Origin of the sequence: Agrobacterium sp. ST15.13.015, from assembly GCF_027871645.1 — a bacterium.
Classification (GTDB): Bacteria; Pseudomonadota; Alphaproteobacteria; order Rhizobiales; family Rhizobiaceae; genus Agrobacterium; species Agrobacterium leguminum.
This window is the reverse complement of the sequence record NZ_JAQAHF010000002.1, coordinates 1-19,572: the sequence shown is the minus strand read 5'-3', so window position 1 is coordinate 19,572 and position 19,572 is coordinate 1. Positions and strand designations below refer to the sequence as shown.

22 protein-coding genes are annotated in these 19,572 nt (G+C 60.0%); 12 read left to right on the top strand and 10 right to left on the bottom strand.

The genetic code is table 11. From position 1 onward, the window contains the following. Positions 1–3 precede the first annotated feature (3 nt). Both PIB16_RS03295 and PIB16_RS03290 read left to right on the top strand, forming a co-directional pair. Positions 4–351 carry a hypothetical protein gene (locus tag PIB16_RS03295; RefSeq protein WP_035240153.1) on the top strand — a complete coding sequence of 116 codons (348 nt, stop codon included), beginning with the start codon at positions 4–6 and terminating at the stop codon, positions 349–351. Positions 352–507: 156 nt separating this feature from the next. Continuing rightward, positions 508–1,620, top strand: coding sequence for a pyridoxal phosphate-dependent aminotransferase (locus PIB16_RS03290; protein ID WP_271044984.1), 1,113 nt, complete (start codon positions 508–510; stop codon positions 1,618–1,620). Positions 1,621–1,802: 182 nt separating this feature from the next. On the opposite strand, the gene PIB16_RS03285 is transcribed toward PIB16_RS03290, so the two are convergent. Next, positions 1,803–2,006: a hypothetical protein gene (locus tag PIB16_RS03285; RefSeq protein ID WP_271044983.1), complete on the bottom strand. Its 204-nt coding sequence runs from the start codon at positions 2,004–2,006 to the stop codon at positions 1,803–1,805. A 48-nt stretch (positions 2,007–2,054) separates the two neighbouring features. Continuing rightward, positions 2,055–2,318, bottom strand: a complete 264-nt coding sequence (locus tag PIB16_RS03280; RefSeq protein ID WP_003524109.1) for an SEL1-like repeat protein — start codon at positions 2,316–2,318, stop codon at positions 2,055–2,057. Positions 2,319–2,917: 599 nt separating this feature from the next. Between PIB16_RS03280 and PIB16_RS03275 the strand changes: the two genes are divergently transcribed. From PIB16_RS03275 to vapC, 7 genes are all read left to right on the top strand, one after another. Next, the gene (locus PIB16_RS03275) at positions 2,918–3,256 is read left to right on the top strand and encodes a DUF2147 domain-containing protein (protein WP_003524108.1); all 339 of its coding nucleotides are present in this window, start codon (positions 2,918–2,920) and stop codon (positions 3,254–3,256) included. A 162-nt stretch (positions 3,257–3,418) separates the two neighbouring features. Next, entirely contained in the window at positions 3,419–4,015 is a 597-nt protein-coding gene (locus PIB16_RS03270; protein WP_271044982.1) for a hypothetical protein, read from the top strand. 158 nt (positions 4,016–4,173) lie between these two features. Then, positions 4,174–4,356 (top strand): hypothetical protein, encoded by a 183-nt coding sequence (locus PIB16_RS03265; RefSeq protein ID WP_333779990.1) that lies wholly within the window; start codon positions 4,174–4,176, stop codon positions 4,354–4,356. 10 nt (positions 4,357–4,366) lie between these two features. Next, positions 4,367–4,540 (top strand): hypothetical protein, encoded by a 174-nt coding sequence (locus PIB16_RS03260; RefSeq protein WP_003509979.1) that lies wholly within the window; start codon positions 4,367–4,369, stop codon positions 4,538–4,540. A 105-nt stretch (positions 4,541–4,645) separates the two neighbouring features. After that, complete coding sequence (gene amn / locus PIB16_RS03255; protein WP_078054232.1) at positions 4,646–6,151, top strand: AMP nucleosidase; 1,506 nt, start codon at positions 4,646–4,648, stop codon at positions 6,149–6,151. A gap of 66 nt (positions 6,152–6,217) precedes the next feature. Then, the gene (locus tag PIB16_RS03250; protein WP_003524105.1) at positions 6,218–6,448 is read left to right on the top strand and encodes a type II toxin-antitoxin system VapB family antitoxin; all 231 of its coding nucleotides are present in this window, start codon (positions 6,218–6,220) and stop codon (positions 6,446–6,448) included. Continuing rightward, entirely contained in the window at positions 6,445–6,834 is a 390-nt protein-coding gene (gene vapC / locus PIB16_RS03245; protein WP_003524104.1) for a type II toxin-antitoxin system VapC family toxin, read from the top strand. Before PIB16_RS03250 ends, vapC begins: the two co-directional genes overlap by 4 nt. A 3-nt stretch (positions 6,835–6,837) precedes the next feature. Here the strand turns inward: vapC and PIB16_RS03240 are convergent, their stop codons facing one another. From PIB16_RS03240 to PIB16_RS03230, 3 genes are all read right to left on the bottom strand, one after another. Continuing rightward, positions 6,838–7,308 (bottom strand): OsmC family protein, encoded by a 471-nt coding sequence (locus PIB16_RS03240; protein WP_271044980.1) that lies wholly within the window; start codon positions 7,306–7,308, stop codon positions 6,838–6,840. Positions 7,309–7,369: 61 nt separating this feature from the next. Then, positions 7,370–8,746 carry an aspartate aminotransferase family protein gene (locus PIB16_RS03235; protein ID WP_271044979.1) on the bottom strand — a complete coding sequence of 459 codons (1,377 nt, stop codon included), beginning with the start codon at positions 8,744–8,746 and terminating at the stop codon, positions 7,370–7,372. Positions 8,747–9,051: 305 nt separating this feature from the next. Next, complete coding sequence (locus PIB16_RS03230; RefSeq protein WP_271044978.1) at positions 9,052–9,960, bottom strand: diacylglycerol/lipid kinase family protein; 909 nt, start codon at positions 9,958–9,960, stop codon at positions 9,052–9,054. Positions 9,961–10,195: 235 nt separating this feature from the next. Between PIB16_RS03230 and PIB16_RS03225 the strand changes: the two genes are divergently transcribed. Both PIB16_RS03225 and mgtE read left to right on the top strand, forming a co-directional pair. After that, complete coding sequence (locus tag PIB16_RS03225) at positions 10,196–11,440, top strand: MFS transporter (protein WP_271044977.1); 1,245 nt, start codon at positions 10,196–10,198, stop codon at positions 11,438–11,440. Positions 11,441–11,688: 248 nt separating this feature from the next. Further along, positions 11,689–13,065 carry a magnesium transporter gene (gene mgtE / locus PIB16_RS03220; protein ID WP_125144607.1) on the top strand — a complete coding sequence of 459 codons (1,377 nt, stop codon included), beginning with the start codon at positions 11,689–11,691 and terminating at the stop codon, positions 13,063–13,065. Positions 13,066–13,134: 69 nt separating this feature from the next. On the opposite strand, the gene PIB16_RS03215 is transcribed toward mgtE, so the two are convergent. Both PIB16_RS03215 and PIB16_RS03210 read right to left on the bottom strand, forming a co-directional pair. Further along, the gene (locus PIB16_RS03215) at positions 13,135–13,971 is read right to left on the bottom strand and encodes an undecaprenyl-diphosphate phosphatase (RefSeq protein ID WP_271044976.1); all 837 of its coding nucleotides are present in this window, start codon (positions 13,969–13,971) and stop codon (positions 13,135–13,137) included. Positions 13,972–14,091: 120 nt separating this feature from the next. Beyond that, entirely contained in the window at positions 14,092–14,481 is a 390-nt protein-coding gene (locus tag PIB16_RS03210) for a winged helix-turn-helix transcriptional regulator (RefSeq protein ID WP_059753738.1), read from the bottom strand. A 103-nt stretch (positions 14,482–14,584) separates the two neighbouring features. Between PIB16_RS03210 and PIB16_RS03205 the strand changes: the two genes are divergently transcribed. Further along, positions 14,585–15,601, top strand: a complete 1,017-nt coding sequence (locus PIB16_RS03205) for a zinc-binding alcohol dehydrogenase family protein (RefSeq protein WP_020808664.1) — start codon at positions 14,585–14,587, stop codon at positions 15,599–15,601. A gap of 87 nt (positions 15,602–15,688) precedes the next feature. On the opposite strand, the gene PIB16_RS03200 is transcribed toward PIB16_RS03205, so the two are convergent. The 3 genes from PIB16_RS03200 to PIB16_RS03190 form a co-directional block, all read right to left on the bottom strand. Next, positions 15,689–16,429: a pentapeptide repeat-containing protein gene (locus PIB16_RS03200; RefSeq protein WP_020808663.1), complete on the bottom strand. Its 741-nt coding sequence runs from the start codon at positions 16,427–16,429 to the stop codon at positions 15,689–15,691. 453 nt (positions 16,430–16,882) lie between these two features. After that, a complete protein-coding gene (locus PIB16_RS03195) occupies positions 16,883–18,547 on the bottom strand; it encodes an electron transfer flavoprotein-ubiquinone oxidoreductase (RefSeq protein ID WP_271044975.1) in 1,665 nt (554 codons plus the stop codon). Between the two features lie 446 nt (positions 18,548–18,993). Then, the gene (locus PIB16_RS03190; RefSeq protein WP_271044974.1) at positions 18,994–19,365 is read right to left on the bottom strand and encodes a hypothetical protein; all 372 of its coding nucleotides are present in this window, start codon (positions 19,363–19,365) and stop codon (positions 18,994–18,996) included. Between the last annotated feature and the right edge of the window lie 207 nt (positions 19,366–19,572).

The window sequence follows — 19,572 nt, the reverse complement described above, 5'->3', positions numbered from 1 at the left end:
GTCATGGCTTTGCATATGGATCCCCGTCAGAACGTCCCCCAGGACGAGATGTACGAGAAATTTCAGATCGACCGGCCCGGCAAGATCACCTTCATCGGGCATCATCTCAGCGCCAAGGACACCATGCGCTGCCTGGTGCGGACCATTTCCCTTTACGGCGCGGAACTGGATGTCAGTCCCGATCTGGAAATGCCGGCCAATTTCTATCTGGAAATTCTCGGTATCCGCGATGAGATCGGCTGCACGCTGATCCGCCGCGAAGAGGAAAAAGTGACGATCGGCTTCAATATGCTGATCGATGCGGAGTTCCTGCACCATGTGCGACGCCTGAGCTTCGAGACCAACGCGTGATCCTGACATGACAGGCCGATGGCTTTTCCGTCTCCTCGCCGGGACGTAAAATTCTGTTCCAAAACAGTCGTGCCGGAACCGGCTGCGCCTTGCGTCCGGTTTTTTTGCACCTATTGTGAGCCGGGTTTTAAACACAGGTACCGGAACTCTCAGCCAATGTCAGCCTTTTCCCGCCTCACGCCGCTTGCCGCTTCGCTTCCCTCAACCGTTCCCTTCGTCGGCCCCGAAGCCATCGAGCGCAACCGCGGCCTGAAGGTTGAAGCGCGTATCGGCGCCAATGAGAGCGGCTTCGGCCCCGCCCCTTCCGTGCTTCTGGCCATGCGCGATGCGGCGGCGGAGACGTGGATGTACAGCGATCCGGAAAATTATGAGCTGAAGGAAGCGCTTGCCATCCACCATGGCGTTGCACGCGGCAATATCGCCATCGGCAGCGGCGTCGATGGGCTGCTGGGTGAAATCGCGCGGCTGATCGTCGAGCCCGGCACGCCTGTCGTCACCTCTTTTGGCGGCTACCCCACCTTCAATTACCATGTGAACGGTTTTGGCGGGAAACTCGTGACCACACCCTATGTCGACGATCACGAAGACCTTGACGGGCTTCTCGATCTCGTCATCCGGGAAAATGCGCCGCTCGTTTATTTCGCCAATCCCGACAATCCGATGGGAAGCTGGTGGGAAGCGAGCGAAGTGATCGCCTTTGCCCGCGCATTGCCGGAAACCTGCCTGCTCATTCTGGATGAGGCCTATTGCGAAACCGCGCCCGAAAGCGCCGTCCCAGCCATCGACGCGCTGATCGGCCAGCCGAACATTCTGCGCATGCGAACCTTCTCGAAAGCCTATGGGCTGGCGGGTGCGCGCGTGGGTTACGCCATCGGCACGCTCGGCAATGTCGAAGCCTTCGACAAGATCCGCAACCATTTCGGGATGGCGCGCATTTCGGTCGCCGGCGCTTTGGCGGCGCTGAAGGATCAGGACTATCTGCGTGAAGTCGTTGGTAAAATTTCTGACGCCCGTGAGCGCATTTCGGTAATCGCGCGCAATAACGGCCTTTCCCCGCTCCCCTCCGCTACCAATTTCGTCACCATCGATTGCCACCGCGACGGGGCTTATGCCCGCGCCATCGTCGATGGGCTGATGGAACATGGCGTCTTCATCCGCATGCCGGGCGTCGCGCCGCTCAACCGCTGCATTCGCGTGAGCGTGGGGCCGGGTGACAAGCTCGATCTGTTCGAGCAGGCGCTGCCGAAGGTTCTTAAGTCGATCGGCTGATATCGAGTGCCGTCATTCCGGCCTTGAGCCGGAATCCAGCGCGATCAAGTCCTTGATCGCGAAAGACCCTTTCACGCCGCAGACGCGGCGTGGCTGGATGCCGGATCAGGTCCGGCATGACGGAAGAAGGAAGCGATTCGAAAACCGCACCTGTCATGCCTGCCGTAGCGGTTTCATCCTCATCACAGGATGATGCGAATGCGATTCAACATCCGCCCGCAAGCCCCTGCCCGCGAATCGTTTTCCGGCGAAGCGACATCGCCAAACATAAGAAAACCGCGCCGGCCTTGTTCCTGCCGGTCGCGGTTTGATGTGTCAGCGCAAAAGCCCTTTTCAAAGGCCTCGCCGCGTTCCCCTTCGGGTTTACTTTCCTTTGCGCCGGTCATCGGGACTGGAGGGAACCGGGCCGGCAATCTCAATAATGGCTGGGTCGATCAGTGCATCGTCATCCAGTCGCGGGCGGCGCGCAGCGCTTCGGCCAGTTCCGATTTCGTCATGTTGCGGGCGAGATCGGCGCGCAGCGAAGCGGCTCTTTCCGATCCGCGGATCGCGGCGATGTTGAGCCATTTATGGGCGGCGATCAGGTCCACCTTGCAGCCCCGGCCGGTCGCATAGACCAGGCCGAGATTGCAAAGAGTGTCGGCGCGGGTTTCGCCACCGGCAGCCATTTCGATATCGCGAATTTCAAAGCGTGCCATTGTTTTAATCCCTGTCCTTCTGCCTGTTTCATCATTCGCCTTCTTGTCGAGGCCATCGTCCGGACCTGCCGTCTTTTGCGGCTTTTTTGTCCTTTCGTCCGGCAGGTTTTCCCTGCGCTTTTGATGAGTTCACTATGCCACGGGGCCTTCAACGGTCGCTTAAAAGGCATGATTAATGGGCCGCAAACAAACTGCAAACGATTGGTAAAATTGGGTTTTCGTTAAATATCACGAGCCGCGGAAATTAAGGACTTTGCGGCGAATTTTACGAAAAGTTTAGAATTGGATTTAAACCCTTCCTTCACCACGATCAAAACAGCGATTTTCCAATTCTCCCTCTTTCGCTCCTCCCGCCGCTGAAAATGCCGCGCCGGGGCCGCAAATTTCTGTTTCCTTTTACGTGAACGTCAAATACTATCCGCCCTGCCCGTCATGAGGATGAAACGGGCACAGGATAACGCGGTGCAAGGAGCAATCGTTGCGCCGCAGGCGGCTTGGGCCAGAGATGGCGCATTCGCACGCCAAAAGGGTTTGATCTGCGCATTACGTCTTTGGGCCGCCGGCTCGAGAAAGCCTGCGCGAATTTCGGGAGGAATTTTATGAAGCGTATAATGACGATTGCCGCCGCCCTCATGCTGAGCGGCAACCTTGCCTTCGCCGCCGAGGCAATCGAAGGCAACTGGAAGACCGCCAGTGGCGAAACTGCCGTGATCGGCCCCTGCGGCGGCGCCTTCTGCGTGACGCTGAAGACCGGCAAACACGCCGGAAAACAGATCGGCAAGCTTTCCGGCAAGGGAAACAGCTATTCGGGTGAAATCACCGATCCCGCCAATGACAAGACCTATAGCGGCTCCGGCACCGTTTCCGGCAACTCGCTGAGCATGAAGGGCTGCGTGCTGAAGGTTCTGTGCAAATCGCAGACCTGGACGCGGCTGTAATCGACAGGGCGGCGGGCGGGCTTCTGTCCTGCCGCCTGCGGTCCCGCGCCTGACGGTACGGTGCGCTGCCCAAGGATTACGTTCGAGACTGCGGGCGCACGCCGCATGGAAGCCATATATCCGTTGATGTATCGTTGCGCCCAACACCAACGAGAGCGACGCATGCGCCCCACCCTTTCGACAATCCTGATTGCGGGCACCTCACATGTCGGCAAAAGCACCCTTGCCGGCCTGCTGAGCGGAAGGCTGCGCTGCGAGGCGATATCGACCGACAGTCTCGCCCGTCATCCGGGCAGGCCATGGCCGGGCATTCCGGCACCGGTGGAAGAATATTACACACGGCTCTCGGCGGAAACGATCCACTGGTTCCTGAAGATACATCATCAGAACATCTGGCCGCTGATCCGCACGATGATCGATAGCAGGTCCGGCACCGGCACTCCCACTATCTTCGAGGGCGCGGCGCTGCGGCCGGAATTCATCTCGCCCCTGCTTGGCGGCGAGGTCGCCGGTGTCTTTCTCCATGCCGGCAATGATTTTCTTCTCGAGAGAATGCGCTCTCACGCCCGCTATGAAGATGCAGCGGCTGAGAAGCGGCGGATCATCGACGCCTTTATCGAGCGTTCGTTGCAGGAAAATACGGACATGCTGGCATCCGCGCAGGAGCACCGCGTGCCGGTTGTCGATGTGACGCAGCCTCAGGCATTCGAGACCCTGCTGACCGATCTTGCTGCACGTGCGGAAGCCCCTCTGTCCTGATCGAAAATCGCGTGGCCCGCGAGATGCCCGGCGCCATTGCGGCATCAATCTGCCATGTCACCGCCTGTTAACATCCCTGAATGCCATATGAACCGGGGTCTCAGGGTCCGTTCAGTCCGAGTGTGGCAAAACTCTGTCCATCAACTCCAATAAGGGGAATGGACATGGCAAAGCTGATCAGCCGACTGGCAATCTTCGCGTTTCTCATGGCGATCTTCGCCATGTCCTTCGCCTCGCTCGTCGTTAATCCGAACCGCAGTTTCCAGCGGGTGAATGCAGGCGCGGCAATCGCCTGCCAGCACAGTCCCTCGCCCGCCGACAATTGCCCCGTCGTGTTGTGAGGACAGGCCGATGACGACAAGTTTTTCCAACGGCCTGTTTTCCGCGCTGCGGCTGGTGCTGATGGCCTCGATCTTTCTCGGTCCGGTCGCCGGACTTGCGGTTTACAAGGCCGATCCCCGCCCCGCCTCCAAGGGCGCCGGCTTCGTGCTTTTGATGAGCCTGCAGCGTGGCGCGCTCGGCTGAAATTTCCGCCGACCCGCTGTTATTCGAACTGCCTTTTTGCGTTTCTTTTCAGTTTCTTCGTATTTCTGTCGCTTGCCTGTCGAAATTGGCCTCTTATAATGGGCCATGACAATAGCAAAACGAACGATTCCGCCCCTCACCTTCATCAGCCCCGAGCCTTTCGCGCCGCAGTCCTTCACGGACCCGAAAGAAGCTGTGGCGGCTTTGACCGCGCTTTACGAACGCAATACGGCGTTCCTGATCAATTCCTTCACCGAGCTTGCCAAGGGCGCGCCGATTGCCGGGCGCTACCGCGCCTGCTATCCGCAGGTGAGCCTCGAGACCGCCACCTTCGGCCATGTCGATTCGCGTCTCTCCTACGGCCATGTCACCGCCCCCGGCGTTTACACGACGACCATCACCCGGCCGGAGCTTTTCCGCCATTACCTCAAGGAACAGCTGGGGCTTCTGATGAAGAACCACGGCGTTCCGGTCACGGTTTCGGAATCGGCCACGCCCATTCCGCTGCATTTCGCTTTCGGCGAAGGCGCCTATGTCGAGGCGGCGGCGGCCTCCTCGCTGTCCGACGTGCCGCTGCGCGATCTGTTCGATACGCCCGACCTCAACAATACCGACGATCTCATCGCCAATGGCGAATATGATCAGGTGCCCGGCGAACCCGCGCCGCTCGCGCCCTTTACCGCGCAGCGCATCGACTATTCTCTGGCCCGCCTCAGCCACTATACGGCGACGAGCGCCAACCATTTCCAGAACTTCGTGCTGTTCACCAACTACCAGTTCTATATCGATGAATTCGCCGCATGGGCGCGGCAGTTGATGAAGAATGGTGGCGAGGGTTACACGGCTTTCGTGGAGCCGGGCAATATCGTCACCCCCGCCGGTTGCGACAAGCCGGAAACGGATGCCGTGCTCGCGCGCCTGCCGCAGATGCCCGCCTATCACCTGAAGAAAAAGGGCCATGCCGGCATCACGCTGGTCAATATCGGCGTCGGCCCCTCCAACGCCAAGACGATCACCGACCACATCGCCGTGCTGCGCCCGCATGCCTGGCTGATGGTTGGCCACTGCGCTGGCCTGCGCAACAGCCAGCGGCTTGGCGATTATGTTCTGGCGCATGCCTATGTGCGTGAGGACCACGTTCTGGATGACGACCTGCCGGTCTGGGTGCCGATCCCGGCGCTTGCCGAAGTGCAGCTGGCGCTGGAAGGCGCCGTCGCGGAAGTTACCGGCTACGAGGGCTTCGAGCTGAAGCGCATCATGCGCACCGGCACCGTCGCCACCATCGACAACCGCAACTGGGAGCTTCGCGATCAGGCTGGCCCCGTCAAGCGCCTGTCGCAGTCGCGCGCCATAGCGCTCGACATGGAATCGGCCACCATCGCCGCCAATGGCTTCCGCTTCCGCGTGCCCTACGGCACCCTGCTCTGCGTTTCCGACAAGCCGCTGCATGGCGAACTGAAACTGCCCGGCATGGCGACGGAGTTCTACCGCACCCAGGTCGCCCAGCATCTGCAAATCGGCATCCGCGCCGTGCAGAAGCTCGCCGCCATGCCGACGGAAACGCTGCATTCGCGCAAGCTCAGAAGCTTTTACGAGACGGCGTTCCAGTAAAAACAGATATCGCGGAAAGCGTCGTTGGTGTATCGTTTCGAAAATCGATACACCAAGGATTTTTCGATGCGCACCAACATTGAACTCGATGACGCCTTGCTCGCCGAGGCGATGGAAATCACCGGTCTTTCGACAAAAAAGGCAACGGTGGAAAAGGCGTTGCGCGATCTGGTGCGCATTCATCGTCAGATGCGCGCCCTCGATGCGTTGGAGGGCATGGGCTGGGAAGGTGATCTGGACGAGATGCGGACGGATTGGGATGCTGAGACGGACTGGGATGTGAAGAACGCCAAATGATCGTAGCAGATAGCTCTGCCTGGATTTCATTTATTCGAAAAGACGCGCCTACCCTCTCCGCCAAGTTTCGCGCCTTAATGGCGCAGGGCGAAATTCTGATCGGCGATATCATTCTTCTTGAGGTGCTTAGAGGCGCGCGTGACGGTCATCATGCGCGCCGACTTGAGCAGATGCTGGGCGAATTTCCCTGCGTCGCGATGATGTCGCCCCAGCTCGCCATCAAGGCCGCCGCCAATTACCGCTTCCTGCGGGAGCGCGGCTATACGATCAGAAAAAGCAACGACCTCATTATCGGTACCTACTGTATCGAGCACGGGCACAAGCTGTTGCAAAATGACCGAGACTTTCAGCCGATGGCCGATCATCTCGGTCTGCGCCTGGCGTGAGCCTCAAACCACCTTCACCGTCCCTTCCACCCGCACCGGAAAATTCACCGAGCGCGCAATGAAGCATTTGTCATGCGCATCATGGTGCAGCTCATCCGCCCGGGCGGCATCCCCCTTTGAAATGGTGATGACCGGCTTCAGCACCACTTCGCTGAATTGCCCCGCGCCATCCTTTTCCATCACCAGCGTGCCTTCGGCATTGTCGACATAGTCTTCGACGATGATGCCGTTGACCGAGCAGAAATGCAGGTACCACAGCTTGTGGCAGGCCGAGAGCGAGGCGACCAGCAGGTCTTCCGGGTTCCAGCGGGCGGGATCGCCACGGAAGGCGGGGTCGGAAGAGCCGGCGATGTCCGCCTTTCCCGAAGTGGAAATCGTGTAGTCGCGTTCATAGTCGCGATAACCCGACGTCCCCTTGCCGCGATTGCCCGTCCATTTCACCTGAACGGCGTAATGATGTTCCTGTCCTGCCATGTTAGTCCTCCCTAAGAGTTTTTTTCGTCGCATTTTCCGAACGTAAAACCGCTACGCCCTTTTACTGGAAATGCTCTCGCGTATCGCGCAGGTGGTCGAGCCCCTTGCGCAGCGTTTCTATGATCTGGTCCACTTCCGAGCGGCTGATCGTCAGTGCCGGTGAGGCCAGCATGCGGTCGCCGGTGGCGCGCATGACGAGGCCGTTTGCCAGGCAATGGTTGCGCACGGCGGTTCCGATGTCGTCCGGCTTGGCGAAACGCCGGCGCATCGCCTTGTCGGCGGTAATCTGAAGGCCGCCCATCAGGCCGACGTTCACCACCTCGCCGACCAATTCGTGATCCGTCAGGCTTTTCCAGCCCTCGGAGAAATAAGGGCCGATATCGTCGCGTACCCGTTCCACCAGTCCCTCCTCCTCGATGATGCGGAGGTTTTCCAGGGCGGCGGCGGCGCAGACGGGATGGCCGGAATAGGTGAAACCGTGGTTGAAGTCACCGACCTCGGACAACATCACCTCCGCCACACGATCCGAGACGATGACGCCGCCAATCGGCAGGTAACCGGAAGACAGCCCCTTGGCGACGGGCGCAAAATCCGGCTCCACGCCGAAATGCTGATAACCGAACCAGGAGCCGAGACGGCCGAAACCGCAGATCACCTCATCGGAGACGAGCAGGATGTTGCGCGCCTTGCAGATGCGGGCGATTTCCGGCCAGTAGGTTTCCGGCGGCACGATGACGCCGCCCGCACCCTGAATGGGTTCGGCCACGAAAGCGGCGACATTTTCCTCGCCGAGTTCATCGATCTTCGCTTCCAGTTCGCGCGCCACCTTCAGGCCGAATTCGGCCGGTGAAAGATCGCCGCCCTCGGCATACCAATAGGGCTGGCCGATATGGGCCACGCCCTCGATCGGCAGGTTGCCCTGCTCGTGCATCCATTTCATGCCGCCGAGCGAAGCGCCCGCCACCGTCGAGCCGTGATAGCCGTTGCGTCTTGCGATTACCCTGGTCTTCGTCGGATGGCCGAGCGCCTTCCAGTAGACGCGCGCCATGCGGAACCAGGTATCGGTCGCTTCCGAGCCGGAATTGGTGAAGAACACATGGTTCATCTTTGGCCCGGCGCGCGAGGCGATCTTCTGCGCCAGAAGCGTCGCGGGCGGCGTGGTGGTGCCGAAAAACGCGTTGTAATAGGGCAGTTCGTTCATCTGGCGCTGCACGACATCGGCGATCTCGCGGCGTCCGTAACCGATATTCACGCACCAGAGCCCGGCAAAGGCGTCGAGGTATTTCTTGCCGGTGCTGTCATAGATGAACACCCCTTCAGCGCGCTCGATGATGCGGGTGCCGGCGGCGTTGAGCTTGCCCATGTCGGAAAAGGGGTGGAGGTGATGGGCGGCATCGATGACGGCAAGATTGGACATCGGCTTGGAGATTTCATTCATGACAGATCGCACTCCCATAAAGGCAGCGGCGCTCACGCCACCGCGCCCGCCGAACATGGCCGGGCGGCTTCGATTTGGCAAGGCTGGCGTTTTTTAGGGGGCGGCTTGGACGAACGGGTGCGGCTGGGTTTCTTCTCCCCGCCGGGGAGAAGGTGGCCCGAAGGGTCGGATGAGGGGGCTAGCTCTCCGAATATCTCTACCGTAGCCCCCTCATCCCGCTGCCGCGGACTTCTCCCCCTCGGGGAGAAGAAACAAGCGGCAAACACCCTGTCCATAGGCGGGTGTCGCTGCTCCTCAGTCACGCGTTATGCGAAGAACGACCGACCCACCAGCACCTTCAATTCGCCGGCATGGACTTCGAGCGCCACATCCCGCTCCATCGGCAGCAATTCGCCATCGATGACGCAGCGCAGGTCATGGCGTCTCTTCGGAAAATGCAGTTCCACATCCGTCACCGTCATGGCGGTCACGGCGGCGTTTTCCTTCAGCCTGCCGCGCAGAATGTCGAAAGCGAGTTTCGCGACACCGGAAGGACGCAACGGATCGGTGAGATAAAAGCCGAGATGGCCGCCCGAGACATTATCCGCCACCAGCAGCGAGCTCTGGCCGAATTCATTGTTGGAGACGGAAATGGCCGAGACCTTGCGATGCTGCGTTTCGCCGTTGACGGTGTATTCCACTTCGAAGACCGGCGGATTGAGGATGACGTTGATGGCGGCGCGGATGCTTGCCTTGATCTTGCCGAGGCGGGAAGCAAAAGCGAGATTGTTGCGATAGCGCACCATGCGCGAATGCAGGCCCGCGGAAAACTGGTGGACGAAGAGGCGGCCATTGGCGCTTGCGATGTCGACACTGGCAATCTCGCCATTCGCCAGCATCTCCAGCACCTGCCGAATATCGAGCGGCAGCTTCAGCGAGCGGGCAAAGAGGTTCATGGTGCCGGCCGGAACGATGCCGAGCGCGATGCCGTGTTTCCAGGCGATGGCGGCTGCTGCGGAAATCGTGCCGTCACCGCCGCCGGCAATGATGCCTTCAATGCCCGGCTCATCGGCGGCGCGCTCCATTTCCTCAACGATATCCTTTCCGGAGACCAGACGGCAATCGATGGCGTGGCCGGCGCGGGTGAAGACCTCGCGGGCATGGTCGCAATAGGCTTCCATGTCAGTGGTGCGAAACGTGCCGCCGTCACGATTGAAAATTGCAATGAGCTTCATGTTTCCAACCCGATCCAGTGAGGCAGCCGCGCGTAAATGCCTGACCCTATATAGGGTTCCGAACACCATCGCGTGAAGATGCTCTTTTGCCGAGAATCGCTCTACCGCAACGCATCATTTCATGTTAGGGATCACTTAAGGTCATTTTCATGACCGCGCATCTCCAGTCAGGGCAGACCGCTCCCATACGGTCTTGCCCTTTTTTCTGTGGGCCCTTCCCGCTTTTCAGGTCACGATGAGCCAGTCGAATATGTCCGAAGCCCGCCCTGGCGCGGAGAATGAAACCGTTTACACGGACGCTCCTGCCGTGGCCCTCTCCCCGCTTGCCATCGCGCTCATCGAACTGGCGCTTGCCGCCGGCGGCTTCGGCATCGGCACCGGCGAATTCGCCATCATGGGTCTCCTTCCGGACGTCGCCACCACCTATGGCGTCACCGTTCCGCAGGCGGGTTATGTCATCACGGCCTATGCGCTCGGCGTCGTCATCGGCGCGCCGATCATCGCGGTTCTCGCCGCGCGCATGACGCGCCGCACGCTGCTTCTCGGCCTGATGGGGCTTTTTGCGACCGGTAATATCTTGAGCGCCGTCGCGCCGGATTTCCTGAGCTTCACCGTTCTGCGCTTCATCACCGGCCTGCCGCATGGGGCTTATTTCGGGGTTGCGGCGCTGGTGGCGGCCTCCATGGCGCCGATCCACAAGCGCGCCCGCGCCGTTGGCCGCGTCATGCTCGGCCTCACCATCGCCACCCTGCTCGGCACGCCGCTCGCCACCTTCTTCGGCCAGCTGCTTTCCTGGCGCGCGGCCTTCATGCTGGTCGGCGGCATCGCGCTTCTGACGGTGGCTCTGCTCTGGTTCTTCCAGCCGCGTGACAGGGTGGAGGAAGGCGCCAGCGTGTGGCGCGAACTCGGCGCTTTCCGCCGCGTGCAGGTGTGGCTGACGCTCGCCATAGCCGCCGTCGGCTTCGGCGGCATGTTCTCGGTCTTCAGCTATATCGCCAAGACCACCACCGATGTGGCGATGATGCCGGTTTCCACCGTCTCCATGGTGCTGGCGCTGTTCGGCATCGGCATGAATGTCGGCAATGTGGTCGGCTCGCGGCTGGCCGATATCTCGCTCAACGGCACGATTGGCGGCATGCTTGCCTTCAACGTGCTTGTCATGACCGTGTTCGGCATGACGGCGGACAATCCTTTCATGCTCTGCCTCTGCGTCTTCCTGATCGGCTGCGGTTTCGCCGCCTGTCCGGCCGTACAGACGCGGCTGATGGATGTGGCGCAGGATGCGCAGACGCTGGCCGCCGCCTCCAACCATTCCGCCTTCAACATCGCCAATGCGCTCGGCGCCTGGCTCGGCGGCCTCGTCATCGCCATGGGTTTCGGTTACGCCTCCACTGGTTATGTCGGCGCGGTTCTTTCCCTTCTCGGGCTTGGCGTTTTCCTTGTTTCCGTCACCGTCGAACGGCGCGAAAAGGCGGCCTGAGCCGGCCCTATCGCAGCTTACGGAAATTTCACAATCGGGTGCTTGACTCTTTTCGGTTTCAGGCGCAACACGGCCTTACGCGCAGGCCAATCAGCACGGCGCGGATTTCAACGGAGCATCATTGGATGTCTAGCGACAGTAGCAGTCGATTGCCTTTGCCGAGACCGGCGAACGTGAACTGATCCGACCGCTGTCGGCTCACCACCGCGTTCGCCGTGATCGGCGAATCGACGGAAAGGTGAGCAATCATGAACTTCCACAACCTCTCCCAGAGGGCCAGCAAGGCCGCACGTCTTCTTCGTAGCGGAAACGCCGGTTCCTCCACCACCATTGCCGAACGCGTCGAGCACCTCAACACGCTGGATGTCGCCGAGGCCGTAACCGCCCTCCTCGCCATGCCGCAGGCAAAGGCCGTCGCCATTCTCGACCGGCCGGAACTGCATGGCGCCGCCGCCATAATCGCCCATATTCCTGTCGAACAGGCCGCCCGCCTCGTCAATCTGATGTCTGACGACCGCGTTGCCGACGTCATGGCGGAAATGGCCGAAGAGCCGCGCGCAAAGCTGTTTTCCCGGCTGGACCGCACGACGGCACTCTCCATCCAGCACCTGATGGGTTATCCGCCGCGTACCGCCGGCTCGATCATGACCACGGAATTCGTCAGCGTGCCGGACAATTGGACGGTGGAACAGACCCTTTCGCACATCCGCGTCGTCGAGCGGTCGCGTGAAACGGTCTATGCCATCTATGTGCTGGCTGAGGACGGAACGCTTTGCACCGTCGTGACGCTGCGTCGCCTTTTGACCGGCGAAGCTGGCGCCTCCATCCTCTCCGTCGCATCGAAGGAAGGCATCGTCTGCGCCAGCCCCCTGATGTCGCAGGAGGATGTCGCCCGGCTGATCCGCAAGCACGATCTTCTGGCGCTTCCCGTCGTCGATGACCGTTCGCATATCCTCGGCATCGTCACCGTCGATGACGTGATCGACACCATGATCGCCGACACGACGGAAGACGCCCACAAGTTCGGCGGTATGGAAGCGCTCGGCAAGCCCTATATGACGATCGGTTTTCCGGACATGATCCGCAAGCGCGCCGGCTGGCTCGCAGCGCTCTTCCTCGGTGAAATGCTGACGGCCAGCGCCATGCAGCATTTCGAGGGCGAGCTGGAAAAGGCCGTGGTGCTGACGCTGTTCATTCCGCTTATCATGTCGTCGGGCGGCAACTCCGGTTCGCAGGCCACCTCGCTCATCATCCGGGCGCTGGCGCTTGGCGAACTCAAGCTTTCCGACTGGTGGCGGGTGCTGCTGCGGGAAATCCCGACGGGCCTGACGCTCGGCTGCATTCTGGGCGCCATCGGCTTCCTGCGCCTGAGCCTCTGGCAGCAGGCCGGTTTTTACGACTATGGCGAACACTGGCTGCTGGTCGGCGCCACCGTTTTCGCAGCCCTCGTCGGCATCGTCACCTTCGGTTCGCTCGCCGGCTCCATGCTGCCCTTCGTGCTGCAGCGCCTGCGGCTCGATCCCGCCAGCGCCTCGGCCCCCTTCGTCGCGACGCTGGTGGATGTCAGCGGGCTCATCATCTACTTCTCGGTGGCGCTGGTGATCCTCAGCGGTACGTTGCTGTAAAAGACAAAAGGCCCGCTCGGAAGAGCGGGCCTTTTCATTTGCGGTGGGGAAAAGCGAAAAGCCCTACCCTCACCCACCCGCGCTAATAACACCCGCTCCCAGAAGCCCGAGCAAAATAAAGCCAATGACCACGCGGTACCAGACGAAGGGCATGTAGCTCTTGGTGGATACCAGTTTGAGGAAGACGACGATCACCGCATAACCGACAACGAAGGCGATCAGGGTCGCGAGCCCCGTCGGGCCCCAACCGACTGGATTGTCTTCGCCGATGCTTTTGAAGAGCTGGTAAAAGCCGGAACCGAAGACGGCGGGAACGGCGAGCAGGAAGGAATAACGTGCGGCCGCCTCGCGGGTATAGCCTAAAAGCAGGCCGGCGCTGATGGTGCCGCCCGAGCGCGAAACGCCGGGGATGAGCGCCATGGCCTGCGCGAAACCGAACAGGATACCGTCTCGCCAGATAAGCTGGTTCAGCTTGTAACGCTTTTCACCGATTTTATCGGCAACGCCCAGAACGATGCCGAAGACGATCAGCATCACGGCGGTGATGTAAAGGTTGCGCAGCGAGTGCTCGATGGCATCCTTGAAGAACAGGCCAAGAAAGACGATCGGCACAGAACCGATGATGATGAGCCAGCCGAGCCGGGCATCGGCCTTGTTATACTCGCCAAGGCGAAAGTTCTGCCGGAGCCAGGCGATGGCAATGCGCATGATATCCGACCAGAAATAAACCAGCACGGCCGCTTCGGTGCCGATCTGCGTAATCGCGGTGAAGGCGGCTCCCGGATCCGCGCCGGAGGGCAGGAACTCCCCGGCGATCCTCAGATGCGCGCTTGAAGAAATCGGAAGAAATTCCGTAAGCCCTTGCAAAAAGCCGAGAAATGCGGCCTCCAACCAACCGATGCTCATGTGTCCTGATGTCCCTGCTGCGAATCGAGATCGCAGCATTATGCATCAATCGGGGCAAATACATGTTGCATCGCACCATGAAAAAGGCGCACTAAGGGGTGCGCTTTTACCTGTGATTTTTCAGGCGGCCTTTTCCTTCGCCTCGGGAAGGCGGGTATATTTCGCGCCGTTCTTGCACACGACATGGGCGTCGCCCCAGCTTTTCAGCGCCGAAATCACCGGTATCATCGTCTCGCCGAGCGGTGTCAGCGCATAATCCACGCGCGGCGGCACCACCGGGAAGACGGTGCGGGAAATCAGGCCGGCCTCTTCCAGCTCGCGCAGCTGCTTGGTCAGCATGCGCTGGGTGACGCTCGGAATATGGCGGCGCAACTCGTTGAAGCGCAGCGTGCCCTCATTGATGAGGTGATACAGGATCACGCCCTTCCATTTGCCATCGAGGAAACTTAAGGCCGATTCCACCGGGCAGCCGGGAAAGTTGCCGGTGAGCTTGGCGCGCGGTCGCGACATCACAGTATCCTTTTTGTATGTATCATCACAAAATGTGCATTCTTGCGATCGATGTTCATATGTATCAAGTAAGAGGCACGCAAACAAGCAAAGGAGACTGTTCATGCGCGCCATCGGTTACAGGACCAGCCAGCCCATCACCGCGAAAGACGCCCTCGTCGATATCGACCTGCCCCAGCCGGAAGCAAAGGGGCACGATATTCTGGTGGAAGTGAAGGCCGTTTCGGTGAACCCCGTCGATACCAAGGTGCGCCGCAACCAGTCGCCGGAAAACGGCGAACCGCGCGTGCTCGGCTTCGATGCGGCGGGCGTGGTGAAAGCCGTCGGCGACAAGGTCTCGCTGTTCAAACCGGGCGACGAGGTGTTTTACGCCGGTGTCATCAACCGCCCCGGCTCCAACAGCGAGTTCCATCTGGTGGACGAGCGTATCGTCGGCGCAAAGCCGAAGTCTCTGAATTTCGAGGAAGCCGCCGCCCTGCCGCTCACCGCCATCACCGCTTACGAGACACTGTTCGACCGGCTGCGGGTGAAGGAGCCGGTTCCGGGCGCGGCCAACGCCATTCTGGTCATCGGCGGCGCGGGCGGCGTCGGCTCCATCGCCGTCCAGCTTCTGCGGGCGCTGACCGATCTCACCGTCATTGCCACCGCTTCACGGCCCGAGACGATTGCGTGGGTGAAGGAACTCGGCGCGCATCACGTCATCGATCACAGCAAGCCGATAGCCCCGCAGGTGGAAGCGCTCGGGCTCGGTGCGCCGGGCTTTGTCTTCTCCACCACCCATAGCGACATTCATGCCGCCGACAGCGTGGCGACCATCGCGCCGCAGGGCCGTTTCGCGCTGATCGACGATCCGGCTGGCGGTTTTGACGTCATGGCCTTCAAGCGCAAATGCGTATCGATCCATTGGGAAATGATGTTCGCCCGCGCCGTTTTTCAGACGCCTGACATGATCGAGCAGCACAGGCTGCTCAACCATGTGGCCGGGCTTGTCGATGCCGGCAAGATCAAGACGACGCTGACCGAGGTTTTCGGCACCATCAATGCCGCAAATCTCATCAAGGCGCATGCGCTGATCGAGAGCAACAAGGCCAAGGGCAAGATCGTGCTTTCGGGCTTCTGATCGCCGGCGAGGCGTCCGCATCGCGGACGCTTCTCTTCCGCTTATGGAGATGTTTGGGCCGAGCGCAAAAACGCCCGGCTATTCCTGTCAATCGTCGTCCGGATCTTCCGGGCACGGCCAGGAGGCCGGCGCGGTGAGGCCGTTCGGCAATTTGGTCTTGGCGTCGCCGCAGGCAATGTCGATCTGCTTCTGATCAAGGCCGGTGGCCATGGAAAGATCGAGCCCTTCGATCCTCGTCAGCAGCAGGAATGCGCTGGTGAAATCCACCGGGCCGCCGAGCTTGGCGCCGCCGAAACGGGCCCGCGACAGATTGGTCAGGGAGAATTTCGAGCCGTTCAGTGTCGCGCCCTCGAAATCGGCGCGGCCGAGTTCAGCCTTGGTGAAATCCGTGCCGTCCAGCTTGGTGTTTTCGAATTTGGTCCGCTGCATTTCAGCATTGACGAATTTGGCGTTGGTGGCGTCGGCGGCGGAGAAATCGCTGCGATAGGCTTCCACCTTGGTCAGATTGGCGCCCTGCAGGTTCGCCTCGCCAAGGGCCGTGCGGATGAGCTTCGCCTTCTCGAGATTGGCCCCCTTCAGCGATGAACCGCGCAGGTCGGTATAGGTGAAATCCGTGCCGTAAAGCATTGCCGAATCGAGATTGCTGCCGCCCAGCATCAGCAGACGCTTGTTGCATTCGCGCCAGTCGATGCCGGCCATGGCGTCGGTACGGCAGCTTGCGGCCACCAGCGGACCGCCGCTGAAAGAAACGGCAATCATCGCAAGCGCCGCCACACCGGCAACGAACCCTGTCTTCCGCACGATATTCAGCCTTTGAAAGCCGGACATTCCTTCACTCCCTGCCGTCGGGCGACGGTACCTAGGACCATATGCACATTCAAGGCGTTACCGCATCGCTGAACCACAATCCACGGGCCACGCGACCACGCAACACCCCAACATCCTATATGTAGGAAATCGAAGAGCAATCCACAAATACTGACGGGGAGACGGGCTGTGAACGCCGCTCTCTCATCCCGGGCTAGACACGGCAACCGTTAACGACGCGTCTGCTTCGCGGGAAATTGGCCCTTCGATCAGAGGTCTGCTCGTTCCGCAAATGTCGTCACTCTCGGCCGTATGACACAACGGCTGAGAGTGATTGCGAGCGGTCTTCCCACGCTCGGCATCATCCTCGGGCCTGTCCCGAGGACCTATCCACGTATCGTGAAATCAATCCGTTGCAGATGCTCGGGACAGGCCCGAGCATGACGGAAGAGAAGGCTTCGGCCGTAATCGCCATCACATATTGGCGTAAACCGGCCCCTCGCCGCCCTGCGGCGGCACCCAGTTGATGTTCTGGTTGGGGTCCTTGATGTCGCAGGTCTTGCAGTGCACGCAGTTCTGGGCGTTGATGACGTAGACTTCTTCGCCGTCCTTCTCCACCCATTCGTAAACACCGGCCGGACAATAACGCGTCGAAGGGCCGGCAAAGACGTCGTGCTCCGACGATTTCTGCAGCGCCATGTCCTTCACCTGAAGATGCACCGGCTGGTCTTCCTCATGGTTGGTGGAGGACAGGAACACCGAGGAGAGGCGGTCGAAGGTCAACACACCATCCGGTTTCGGATAGGCGATCGGCTTATGCTTTGCGGCCGGCTCAAGGCTCTCCGCATCCGTCTTGCCATGCTTCAGCGTGCCGAAGACGGAGAAGCCGAAGATCTGGTTGGTCCACATGTCGAGACCGCCGAGACCAACACCGATGAGCGTGCCGAACTTCGACCACAGCGGCTTGACGTTTCTGACCCGCTTCAGATCCTTGCCAATATCGCCTTCGCGCCATTCGGCCTCGATCTCCGCCACCTCGTCATGGGCGCGGCCGGCGGAAATCGCCGCGGCGATCTTTTCCGCTGCCAGCATGCCCGACAGCACCGCATTATGGCTGCCCTTGATGCGCGGCACATTGACGAAACCGGCGGAACAGCCGATCAGCGCGCCGCCGGGGAAAGTCAGCTTCGGCACCGACTGGTAGCCGCCTTCGGTGATGGCGCGCGCACCATAGGAAATGCGCTTGCCGCCCTCGAAGGTCTCGCGGATGGCCGGATGCGTCTTGAAGCGCTGAAATTCCTCGAAGGGATAAAGATAGGGGTTCTTGTAGTTGAGGTGCACCACGAAGCCGACGGCGACGAGGTTATCTTCGAGATGATAGAGGAAGGAACCGCCGCCGGTCTTGAAACCGAGCGGCCAGCCGAAGGAATGCTGCACGAGACCCTGTCTGTGCTTTTCCGGCTTGACCTGCCAGAGTTCCTTGATGCCGATGCCGAATTTCTGCGGCTCGCGATCCCTGGACAGATCGAATTTGGAAATCAGCTGCTTGGCGAGCGAACCGCGCACGCCCTCGCCGATCAGCACATATTTGCCGTGCAACTCCATGCCGCGGGTGAAGTTCGGGCCCGGCTCGCCGTTCTTTTCGATGCCCATATCGCCGGTGGCGACACCGATGACCGCACCCTCATCATTATAGAGCACTTCGGTTGCGGCAAAGCCCGGATAGATCTCGACGCCGAGCGCTTCCGCCTTTTCCGCCAGCCAGCGACAGACCAGCCCGAGCGAGACGATGTAATTGCCGTGATTGTTCATCAGCGGCGGCATCATGAAATTCGGCAGGCGAATAGAGCCGGCCGGGCCGAGAAACAGGAACTGGTCGTCCTTCACCTCGGTCTTGAAGGGATGCCCCTCCTCTTCGCGCCAGCCCGGCAGCAGCCTGTCGATGCCGATCGGATCGACAACCGCGCCGGAGAGAATATGCGCGCCGACTTCGGCACCCTTTTCGAGAACGACGACCGAAAGCTCCGGCTCCACCTGCTTCAGCCGGATCGCGGCGGCAAGGCCCGCAGGACCCGCGCCAACGATCACAACGTCGAATTCCATCGCTTCGCGTTCGGGCAGTTCCATCGCTTCCGTCATCTCATCCTCTCCGCATCGCCGGTCCCATCCGGCTGTTGTTATATCCGCTTTCCGGCATTCCCGGCGCATCGCCTGCGCCGGTCAAAAAGCCATACGCGACACCGCATCCACCAGCGCCTGTCTTCGCAAAGCAGGACGCCTTTGTCGAGCTTCTATAGCGGCAAAACATGTCGCACGCCAGCCAATTGTCAGACAACCTGATGATTGATGAATTACTTTTACGTTCACGTAATAATGAAAATAGAAGTTGGGAGTGTAGCCGTCAAGGGTAGTCGGCATTTGTGCCACTCTCGCGTTTACCGCGGGTGAAACGCCCATTCGGCTCGCTTCATCAATGGCGGCGCTTCTGTTTGCGCCCATTTCAAACGTTCGAGGTGCAAAATTGCATAGCTTTGACGTGAAGCGGCAGACAATTATGGCGGCTTGTCGGAGAAAAGAAGTCCCTCTCAATTAACCCTTTCTCCAGCAATAAGACGTCTCCTTTCGATCTCCGCCTGTATCGCTTCTACTGACTTATTGTGCCCTTCTGCATTGAAGAAGCAATTGAGCGGCAAGTAAGCATTTGCCTCGGCAAGTAACCTCGAATTCTCTGAGTCCCACAATTGGCAGACCCCGTTCAAAAACACCTCAGCCCAAAATTCATTTAGTTCAGCTGCACGTTCTGCCGCCCGGATAGTACCGTCGTCCAAATTAAAGTGCTCCAACATCGGGTCAAAAACCAAACGCCCGGAGTTGAAATCGATTGCGGCCTCCAAGTACAGTAGCCCGTCTTCGGATGACAATCCCAGAATCGCGATGCCCTCCTTGACGCGCTGCACCCTCATCTTGAGACGTGTGAGTGCTTGTTTTCTTGGCTTTCCCTCGACCAATAAGTCCACAATTTTGGGCAGTTGAAGAGAACGTCGCCCCACAAATGATCTGAACCCTTCAAACTGGACCGTTTTTGGTTAGAGTTTTCCGGTGCATTTTCCTGGCTGGGAAAGGAACGGAAGACGATGAAAGCATCACAGTTTTCGGACGCACAG